The sequence below is a fragment of the Bradyrhizobium pachyrhizi genome, from assembly GCF_001189245.1.
GTDB classification, from domain to species: domain Bacteria; phylum Pseudomonadota; class Alphaproteobacteria; order Rhizobiales; family Xanthobacteraceae; genus Bradyrhizobium; species Bradyrhizobium pachyrhizi.
The window spans coordinates 34476-42115 of record NZ_LFIQ01000035.1 but is presented as its reverse complement, the minus strand read 5'-3'; the positions used below and the strand labels follow the sequence as shown (position 1 = coordinate 42115).

General features: G+C 64.8%; 5 protein-coding genes. 1 reads left to right on the top strand and 4 read right to left on the bottom strand.

From position 1 onward, the window contains the following. Positions 1–48: 48 nt before the first annotated feature. From AKL29_RS04255 to AKL29_RS04240, 4 genes are all read right to left on the bottom strand, one after another. Positions 49–1104 (bottom strand): 2-oxoacid:ferredoxin oxidoreductase subunit beta, encoded by a 1056-nt coding sequence (locus AKL29_RS04255; protein ID WP_028332672.1) that lies wholly within the window; start codon positions 1102–1104, stop codon positions 49–51. 130 nt (positions 1105–1234) lie between these two features. Continuing rightward, on the bottom strand, positions 1235–3082 hold the full coding sequence (locus AKL29_RS04250) for a 2-oxoacid:acceptor oxidoreductase subunit alpha (protein ID WP_050383245.1): 1848 nt from the start codon (positions 3080–3082) through the stop codon (positions 1235–1237). Then, complete coding sequence (locus tag AKL29_RS04245) at positions 3052–4851, bottom strand: FAD-dependent oxidoreductase (protein ID WP_050383244.1); 1800 nt, start codon at positions 4849–4851, stop codon at positions 3052–3054. Before AKL29_RS04245 ends, AKL29_RS04250 begins: the two co-directional genes overlap by 31 nt. 289 nt (positions 4852–5140) lie before the next feature. After that, the gene (locus AKL29_RS04240; protein WP_050383242.1) at positions 5141–5812 is read right to left on the bottom strand and encodes a DUF4286 family protein; all 672 of its coding nucleotides are present in this window, start codon (positions 5810–5812) and stop codon (positions 5141–5143) included. A gap of 189 nt (positions 5813–6001) precedes the next feature. On the opposite strand from AKL29_RS04240, the gene AKL29_RS04235 reads away from it, so the two are divergent. Next, positions 6002–7640 (top strand): caspase family protein (locus AKL29_RS04235; protein ID WP_244481750.1); only part of this gene is annotated, 1639 nt, incomplete at its 3' end.

Here is a 7640-nt window from a genome sequence, read left to right as displayed (position 1 = left end):
TATGGGTCCCTGCTTTCGCAGGGACGACATGGAGTGTGCTGCCACTGCTCAGCGCAGGCTGGCGTTGATCTTGTCCAGCACGGCCGAGCCGGGGCAGAGCGCCTGTTCGTCCAGCGTGTTGAGCGGCGTCTCGACGGTGTCGAGATGGGTGTGCAGATCCTCGGCGTCCGGATCGACATAGAGCAGGCCAGTGACGATCTGGCCCTTGGCCGCGTGCTTCTGCAGGAAGGTCATGGCGCCGAGGCGATCATGCGGATCGTAGTCGGCGTCGAGCTTGCGCAGCGCCAGCCGCGAGCCGTCATGCTGCTCGACCACCTGCACGGTGCCGGGCGCATAGTCGACGCTGATCGGATCGCGGCCGACCAGCACGTCGAGGCGGTTCACCGCGTCATTGTGCTCGCGGACATAGTCGAAGCTCTTGGTCGAGCCGGCGTGGTTGTTGAAGGCGATGCAGGGGCTGATCACGTCGATGAAGGACGCTCCCTTGTGGCGGATCGCAGCGGCAATCAAGGGAACCAATTGCGTCTTGTCGCCGGAGAAGCTGCGCGCCACGAAGGTGGCGCCGAGTTGCAGCGCGATCGCGACCAGGTCGATCGCATTGTCGGTGTTGGTGACGCCCTTTTTCGACTTCGAGCCGCGGTCGGCGGTGGCGGAGAACTGGCCCTTGGTCAGGCCGTACACGCCGTTGTTCTCAACGATATAGGTCATGTTGACGGCGCGCCGGATCGAATGCGCGAACTGGCCGAAGCCAATCGAGGCGGAATCGCCGTCGCCGGAGACGCCGAGATAGATCAGGTCGCGGTTGGCGAGGTTGGCGCCGGTCAGGACCGACGGCATGCGGCCGTGCACCGAGTTGAAGCCGTGTGAATTGCCGAGGAAATAGTCCGGCGTCTTCGACGAGCAGCCGATGCCGGAAATCTTCGCCACCCGGTGCGGCTCGATCGAGAGCTCGTAGCAGGCCTCGATGATCGAGGCGGTGATCGAATCGTGGCCGCACCCGGCGCACAGCGTCGAGATCTTCCCCTCGTAGTCGCGGTGAGTATAGCCCAGCTCGTTCTTCTTCAGGCCGGGATGATGAAATTTCGGCTTTGCAATGTAGGTCATGACAGCACCTGCGCTCCCCGCCACGTCATGGCCGGGCTTGTCCCGGCCAACCACGTCTTGGCCGGGAGAAAGGAAGTCGTGGATGCCCGGGACGAGCCCGGGCATGACGGCGGACAGATCAGGTGATCGATCATGTCACGGCCTTGCGGAGAGGGGTCACCTTGAGGTGGTCCTGGTGGTCGCCGATGGCGCCCGCGATGAAGCGCGCGGTGATCGGCGTGCCGTCATAGTGCAGGATCGGCACCAGCCTGACGGGGTCGATGCCGTTCTCGTTGACGATCAGCTGGCGGAGCTGCGCGTCGCGGTTCTGCTCGACCACGTAGACGAAGTCGTGATCGGCGATGAAGCTTGCGACGCTGGAGTGGAACGGGAAGGCGCGGATGCGCATGCGGTCGAGCTGGTGGCCGCGCGCTTCCAGGATCCCGATCGCCTCGTCCATCGCGGGCGAGGTCGAGCCGAAATAAATCACGCCGTATTTGGTCGGCTTCGCCGCATTGGCCTGCAGCGGTCGCGGCACCATGTCCTGCGCGGTCTCGAACTTGCGCACCAGGCGCTGCATGTTGTCGGCGTAGACCGCGCCTTCCTCGGAATAGCGCGCGTAGCGGTCGCGCGAGGTGCCGCGGGTGAAATAGGAGCCCTTGGTCGGATGCGTGCCGGGATAGGTGCGATAGGGGATGCCGTCGCCGTCGACGTCGAGATAGCGGCCGAAGTCGCGGCCTTCCTCGAGCATCTCCGCCGTCATCACCTTGCCGCGGTCATATTGCTTGGCGTCGTCCCACTTCAGAGGGCGGCACAGCCGGTGGTTCATGCCGATGTCGAGATCGAGCATCAGGAAGATCGTGGTCTGCAGCCGCTCGGCGAGGTCGAAGGCGGCCGCGGCGAACTCGAACGCCTCCGCCGGATCTTCCGGGAACAGCAGCACGTGCTTGGTGTCGCCATGCGAGGCATAGGCGCAGGCGATCACGTCGCATTGCTGGGTCCGGGTCGGCATGCCCGTCGAGGGGCCGGCGCGCTGGATGTTCATGATCACGGCCGGGATCTCGGCGAAGTAGGACAGGCCGATGAACTCGGTCATCAGCGAGATGCCGGGACCCGAGGTCGCGGTGAAGGCCCGTGCGCCGTTCCAGGAGGCGCCGATCACGATGCCGATCGAGGCGAGTTCGTCCTCGCCCTGCACGATGGCGTACTTCGCCTTGCCGGTCTCGGGATCGTGGCGGTACTTCTTGCAGTGGCTGGTGAAGGCTTCCGCCACCGACGATGACGGCGTGATCGGATACCACGCGCACACGGTGGCGCCGCCATAGACGGCGCCGAGCGCGGCCGCGCTGTTGCCTTCGACGAAGATGCGGTCGCCGACCTTGTCGGACTTCTTCACCCGCAGCCCCAGTGGGCATTTCAGGTTCTGCAGCGCCCAGTCGCGGCCGAGATGCAGCGCATGGACGTTCGAGGAGAGCAGCTTCTCCTTGCCCTTGTACTGCTCGCCGATCAGCTGCTCGACCAGCTTGGGATCGAGGTCGAGCAGGGCGCAGAGCGCGCCGAGATAGATGATGTTCTTGAACAGCTGGCGCTGCCTGGGATCGGTGTAGGTCGAATTGGTGATCGCGGTCAGCGGCACGCCGATGACGGTGATGTCCTCGCGGAATTTCGACGACGGCATCGGCTTGGTCGAATCGTAGAACAGATAGCCGCCGGGCTCGATCGAAGCGACGTCCTTGTCCCAGGTCTGCGGGTTCATCGCCACCATCATGTCGACGCCGCCGCGGGCGCCGAGATGGCCGTCTTCGGTGACGCGCACCTCATACCAGGTCGGCAGGCCCTGGATGTTTGACGGGAAGATGTTGCGTGGCGAGACCGGCACACCGTGGCGCAGGATCGAGCGCGCGAACAGCTCGTTGGCGGAAGCCGAGCCCGAACCGTTGACGTTGGCGAAGCGGACGACGAAGTCGTTTACGCTGCTGATCGGGCTTTGGACTGACATGTTGATCCCGCTTGAACCATATCGATGAGGTACTTCTGCATGTCCCAGGCGCCGGTCGGGCAGCGCTCGGCACACAGCCCGCAATGCAGGCAGACGTCTTCGTCCTTCACCATGACGCGGCCGGTCTTGAGGTCGCCGGAGACGTAGAGCGCCTGGTCGTGATGCGGCGAGGGCGCTTTCAGCCGCTGCCGCAAATCATCCTCCTCGCCGTTCTCGGTGAAGCTGATGCAGTCCATCGGACAGATGTCGACGCAGGCGTCGCACTCGATGCAGAGCGGCGCGGAGAACACCGTCTGCACGTCGCAATTCAGGCAGCGCTGCGCCTCGCCAAGCGCGAGCTTGAGGTCGTAACCGAGCTCGACCTCGGCGCGGATGTCCTTCAGCGCGACCACCTTGTCGCGATGCGGCACCTTGAAGCGCTTGTCAGCGGAGATGTCGTTGTCGTAGCTCCACTCGTGGATGCCCATCTTCTGCGAGGAGACGTGCACCTCGGGCAGCGGGCGCTCGTTGATGTCCTCGCCGGACAGCAATCGGTGAATGGAGAGCGCCGCGTCGTGGCCATGCGCCACCGCCCAGATGATGTTCTTCGGCCCGAACGCCGCATCGCCGCCGAAGAACACCTTCGGATTGGTCGAGACGAACGTCTTGGGATCGACCTTCGGCATGTGCCACTTGTCGAATTCGATGCCGCAATCGGCTTCGATCCAGGGGAACGCGTTCTCCTGGCCGACCGCAACGAGCACATCGTCGCAGGGCACAGTCTCGTCCGGCTCGCCCGAGGGCACCAGATTGCGGCGGCCCTTGGCGTCGTACTCCGCCTTCACCTTCTGGAAGGTGACGCCGATCAGCTTGCCGGCCACATGCTTGAACGCCACCGGCACCATGTAGTTGAGGATCGGGATGTCCTCGTGAAGCGCGTCTTCCTTCTCCCATGGCGAGGCCTTCATTTCCTCGAAGCCGGAGCGGACGATCACCTTGACGCTTTCGCCGCCAAGGCGGCGCGCGGTGCGGCAGCAATCCATCGCCGTGTTGCCGCCGCCGAGCACGATGACGCGGCGGCCGATCTTGTCGACGTGGCCGAACGACACGTTGGCCAGCCACTCGATGCCGATATGGATGTTGGCGGCGGCCTCCTTGCGGCCGGGGATGTCGAGCTCGCGGCCGCGCGGCGCGCCGCTTCCGACGAAGATCGCATCATAGTTCTCGGCGAGCAGCTGCTTCAGGCTGTCGACACGCTGGCCACCTTTGAACTCGACACCGAGGTTCAGGATGTAGTCGGTCTCCTCGTCGATCACGCTGTCGGGCAGGCGGAATTTCGGAATCTGGCTGCGCATCATGCCGCCGGCCTTGGGATCGCCGTCGAACACCGTGCAGTGATAGCCGAGCGGCGCGAGATCGCGTGCCACGGCGAGCGAGGCGGGGCCGCCGCCGACCAGCGCGACGCGCTTGCCGTTGTTCGGACCGGGCTTCGGCAGCCGATGCTTGATGTCGTCCTTGAAGTCGGCCGCGACGCGCTTCAGGCGGCAGATCGCGACCGGATTGTCCTCGACGCGGCCGCGGCGGCATGCCGGCTCGCATGGACGGTCGCAGGTGCGCCCGAGAATGCCGGGGAACACGTTGGACTGCCAATTGATCATGTAGGCGTCGCTGTAACGCCCCTCAGCAATCAACCGGATGTACTCGGGAACAGGGGTGTGTGCGGGACAGGCCCATTGGCAATCGACTACTTTGTGGAAGTAATCCGGCGCCGAGATATCAGTCGGTTTCATTCCTACCTTTGACCCGCGCGAAAATGCCAGACCCGCGCGGCCTTATCGTTGACGACGAACGCTCACGTGGCGTTGTTCTGGTTTTTGAATTGGATCATAGGCTTATCTTATTAGAGCCGTTCCAGAGAAGGCAAAGGCTAAATTGTCCGATCATCAGCTTTCGCGCGGCTGATGCGCGTGTAGCGTTAATCTCGATTGCGTTATGTGGCGGTGCAGCATGATCTGCACCGCCACACTTGCTTGAGAGAATGTTTTTCGGGATAGCGTTCCGCACGTTTCCGAATCAGGCTTACTCGCGCGGCAGGTCGCTCTTCGCGATATCCCACAACAGCTTGTAGACGCCGCTGGTGACCACGAGCGGCTTCAAGGCTGCATTGCCGGTGATACCTGCGGCCGCTGCGGGGACCGCGCCGACGTCGGTGGCGTCGATCAGCACGAACCAGTCGCCCGCGCCGGGATCGGGTTTCTCCGCATCCGGCGTGAGCGGCTTCGACAGGTCAGGGTCGTTCTCCAGAAGGTGCATCGAGATGATGCCGTCGCGCGAAGCTGGATCGAGTTGCTCCCGCAATGCAGCGCGAAGTTTGTCCGCGCCTTCGGCGGGCGGGCGCAGGCGGATGATACCGAGCGCTGCACCTCTGCCGACGCCGCGGCTGATCGTGATGCGCGCGACCCCGCGGATCATGTTCTGAAAGCGCGCGATATTGGCCTTCGACCAGTCGGTCTGGTTGGCGAGCGCCTTGCGATAGGCCGGGCTCTCGAGCACATCGAAGGTCGCGGTCGAGTAGAGGCTGAGATATTTCGGCTTGCCGTCATGGGCGACGTAGCGGCGGGCTTCCAGGAAGCCGTCGATGGCGACCCGTTCCTCGAGATGCTCGCGGTCGTACCAGCGATTGAATTCAGCTTCGTGCAAGCTGTCGATATCCATCGAGGTCAGCAGCATGCCTTGTCCGGCGATTGGCATCGAGTGCTCCTTTTTTGTTTTGCCTGTTTTATCCGCGCAATATCGCCCGATCGCGTGGAGCAGGGAAGCCGGTTCCCGGCAGCGCAGACCAAGGATTGCCACAATTGCTGCAATCCTGTTCAGCACCGGTTCACAGAGGTAGCATTTCATTCGTTACGCCAACTCTCGAGAAGAAAAGGGACGACCACCATGGCACGCATTCTGTGGGCATTGATCGTCGGTCTGGTGTCGCTCGCCTCGCTTCCCGTGCATGCGCAGGATCAGGAAAAGCGTCTCGCACTTGTCGTCGGCAACGGCGCCTATGAGGCCGGCGCGTTGCAGACCGCCGCGAACGACGCCGGCCTGATCGCGCAGACCTTGCAGGCCGCCGGCTTCGACGTGATCGGCGCGCGCGATCTCGACGGCGAGACGCTGCGCAAATCGTTCCGCGATTTCATCCAGAAGGTGCAGGAGGCGGGGCCCAATGCCGTCGCCTTCGTCTATCTCGCCGGCTACGGTGTGCAGCTCACCGGCGAGAACTATTTCGTGCCGGTCGATGCCAAGATTGCCCGCGACACCGACGTGCCGGTCGAGGCGATCCGCATCTCCGACTACAGCCATCAACTCTCGGCGCTGCCGATCAAGGCCGGCGTGATCGTGCTCGATGCGGCGCGCAGCAATCCCTTCGCCAAGGACGGCCAGCCGCTGGCCGGCGGTCTTGCGCTGGTCGATCCCGATCCGAAGATGCTGATCGGCTTCAATTCGGCGCCCGGCACCGTTGCCCCTGACGGTGCGCCGCCCTACGGGCCTTACGCGCAAGCGCTGGCGGAAATGATCCGCACCGGCGGCCTGACCCTGCCCGAAGTGTTCGACCGCGTCCGCCTGCGCGTCAACGAGATGACCAAGGGCGCCGAGATCCCGTGGGATGCACACAAGGTCGACGCGCCCTTCATGTTCTTCGAGCGCAAGCCGGACGCGCCGCCGCAGCAGGTCGATGCCGGGCTGCGCACCAAGCCGATCCGCGATTTCCCGGCGCAGGATGCCTACGCCGCGGCGCTGGAGCGCGACACGCTGCAGGGCTACGAGGATTACCTGCAGGCCTATCCGGACGATCCGCTGGCCAGGCGCGTGCGCGCGATCGTGGCGGCGCGGCGCGAGGCCATCACCTGGCGGCGCACCTACAATGCCGACACGCCTGATGCGTACTGGTCGTACCTGCGGCGTTATCCGCGCGGGCCGCATGCCTACGACGCCCGGCGCCGGCTCGCCTATCTGTCGGCCGCGCTCGAGCCGCCGCCGCAGTTCACGGCGCTCGACTATGACGTGCCGCCGCCGCCGCCCGACGAGGTCGTCTATGTCGACCGTCCGGTGCTGTACTACAGCGATCCGGTGTTCGACTTCGCGCCGCCTCCGCCGCCGCCGGTGGTCTTCCTGCCGCCGCCGCCGCCGGACTTCGTCGTGCTGCCGCCACCGCCGCCGCCGATCGGCCTGTACGTGCTGCCGACGCCGATGTTCGTGGCGATGCCGGCCTATGTCGCCGCTCCGGCCTATGTCGCGCCGCCGCAGAACAACATCGTGTTCAACAACATCCACAACACCACTGTCATCAACACGGTCATCAACAATCCCAACCCGACGCCGGCGCAGCTCCATGCGGCCGGGGTGACGGCGGCGATGGGCGGCGCGCCGGTGACGGCGGCACCGCGACTGCCGGCCGCGGCGATGCAGCGCGCCAATCTGCCGGGCGCTCCGCAAGGCGTGACGCCCGCGCAAGGTGCGGCGATGGGAGCTCCGCGCGCGGCACCAAATGCTGCCGCGGCACCGAACGCCGCTGCCACTCCGAATGCCG